Origin of the sequence: Streptosporangium canum (assembly GCF_900113865.1) — a bacterium.
In the GTDB taxonomy this organism is placed as follows: domain Bacteria; phylum Actinomycetota; class Actinomycetes; order Streptosporangiales; family Streptosporangiaceae; genus Streptosporangium; species Streptosporangium canum.
In genome coordinates this window covers 1-2,501 of sequence record NZ_FOQY01000080.1, presented here as the reverse complement: position 1 = coordinate 2,501, position 2,501 = coordinate 1, and the positions used below count along the sequence as shown (strand labels likewise).

Sequence of the window (2,501 nt, the reverse complement as noted above, 5' to 3'; positions counted from 1 at the left end):
TCGTACCGCCGGCGAAGCCCTGCGATACCCCGATGAAGAGCGGGAATGCCCAACGCCGCGGACGGAAGGAGACATGACATCGCCGGCGCGGCACCAGATGACGAGAAAGATCCTCTCCGGCGCGACAGGAGCAAGAGGACGACGGGTGTCCGGGAATCTGACCATCGAGGCGCCCCGCGTCCGGGCGGACCCGGCGTGCCTGCTGACGGAGGGCGGCCGGGGGCCGGCGATCGTCAGCGAGCTCTCGGGCGGGAACTGGGGCTACCGCACCCACGAGCGCCGCCCCGGCCGGACCGTGTGGTGCGAACTTCCCGCCGATCCACCGCCTACCGGTGAACCTCTCTTCGCGACCTGGTCCCCTGGATCTGAGCCGTCGATTTAAGCTGGCTTCATGACGCGCCGCAGACTCCAGTCGATCACGGTCAAGGGATACACCTCGATCCGTTCGGCGCAGGTCGAACTGCGTGATCTCAACGTGCTCATCGGTGCCAACGGCGCGGGCAAGAGCAACTTCATCGCCGCTCTGGCCCTGCTCGGCAGGATCGTCGACGGTGAGCTCAATCTCTTCGTCGGCCAGTCCGGTGGTGCCTCGGCCCTGCTCCATGGTGCTCCCAAGGGCGATGCGAGCATCACACTCAAGCTGGACCTCGATTCCGCCGGTTACGAGGCCGTGCTCATCCCCGCTGCAGGTGACGAGCTCATCTTCGGAGAAGAGCACGTCCGTTTTCCCAGCGAGGACTCCGGTCTCCTCGAAGTGTCGATGCTCGGGCGCGGACACCGGGAAACGAGGCTGACCGCGCTTGCAGAACGCAATGCGATCAACGGGCCCGCTGACGTCATGGGCATCCTGCGCGGCTGCCGCGTCTTCCATTTTCACGACACGAGTCGCAACGCTCCTGTGAAACAGACCGGATATGCCTCCGACAACCTTGCGTTGCACCCGGACGCGAGGAACCTGGCCCCTGTCCTGCTCCGGCTGCGGGAAACCGATGCCGCCGCCTATCGTCGGATTGTGCGTACCATCCGGCAGGTGGCCCCGTTCTTCCGGGACTTCGTGCTCATCGAGGAAAACGGCCGCCTGCTGCTCCGTTGGCAGCAGGAAGGTTCTGACACCGTTCTTCCCGCCGACGCACTGTCCGATGGAACATTGAGATTCATCTGCCTGACCACCTTGCTGAGCATGCCGGATCTGCCGCACCTCGTCGTGCTCGACGAACCGGAGCTCGGACTGCATCCCTACGCCATCGTGCAGCTAGCCGAGATGCTGCGCGCGGCCAGTCACGACAGCCAGGTTCTCATCGCCACCCAGTCAGTGACCCTGATGAATCAGTTCGCGCTGGACGACCTCGTTATCGTCGAACGTGCCGACGGCGCATCGGTCTTCGAACGCCCGGATCCGGACCGACTACAGGATTGGCTGGCCGACTACTCCCTGGGGGATCTCTGGGAGAAAAACCTGCTTGGCGGCAGGCCACAAGCCGAGTTCAGGTGAGCTGAGTGCGCAGACTGCATCTGCTCTGCGAGGGACAGACGGAGGAGACGGTTGTCCGCGACGTCATCACCCCTTACCTACAGGAAACGGGAATCGTCACCACCCACTCCATACTTAAGACCAAACGTCCCGCGGGCGGGCCTGCCCACAAGGGCGGCCTCTCATCCTGGAGCAAGATCTTCGAGGAGATCCGGCTTCTGTCGCGCGACTCCTCCATCGATCTGTTGACCACGCTTTTCGACTACTACGGACTCCCCGCCGACGTCCCCGGGATGGCGACGCGCCCGAGTGGCACGCCGCAGGACAGAGTCACCCATGTCGAACGTGCCATGGCTGAATCTGTCGGTGCTGCACGCTTCCTCCCCCACCTCGTCCTTCACGAGATCGAGGCATGGGTCCTGCTCGGCCACGATGCACTCGGTGCACTCGCCGGCGATTCGGCACTGGCGCAAGCCGCGAAGGCCATCGTGTTCACCGCTCAGGGAGCCGAACTCGTCAATGACGGGGTGGAGACCGCTCCTTCCAAACGGATCCTCAATCTCTTTCCGCGATACAGGAAGACCTCCGATGGTCCGCTCGTCATCGCTGAACTCGGCATCGACGCCATCAGGGGCGCCTGCCCTCATGCCGATGCATGGTTTCGCACCGTTATCACCACACTCGCACCGTCATCATGACCAAACAGGATCACCACCAGGTCCCGCCGAGACGGTGAACGAGTCGATCGGCGCGAGGCGGTCCTGGCCTGCGGTGAGGTCCGCGACTACGACGCGGCGGCGTGGCAGGACGCGATCGTCCGGGTGCGAGGTACGGAGGCCGAACTCGAAACGGTCGACGGTGCCCGCCGGCGCTTCGGCTACGGCGCGGTGCCTGGCCGGCCTTCCGCTGCGCACCCCGACCCCCGTCGCCAGGCGCGGCCCCTGCCGCTATGGGGCAGGGGGCCGCGGACTGCTGGATCGCCGGTGAGGGCCGTGATCACCGGCTCTCATGCTGAGCGGCGGTCGGTGTT

Annotated in this window: 2 protein-coding genes; both read left to right on the top strand. The window is 65.1% G+C overall.

Annotation, left to right across the window (positions count from 1 at the left end; translation table 11 throughout):
- Nucleotides 1-391 precede the first annotated feature (391 nt).
- Nucleotides 392-1,492, top strand: coding sequence for an AAA family ATPase (locus tag BM085_RS42470; RefSeq protein WP_093892377.1), 1,101 nt, complete (start codon nt 392-394; stop codon nt 1,490-1,492).
- A 5-nt stretch (nt 1,493-1,497) separates the two neighbouring features.
- On the top strand, nt 1,498-2,169 hold the full coding sequence (locus BM085_RS42465) for a DUF4276 family protein (RefSeq protein WP_093892376.1): 672 nt from the start codon (nt 1,498-1,500) through the stop codon (nt 2,167-2,169).
- Nucleotides 2,170-2,501: the final 332 nt, after the last annotated feature.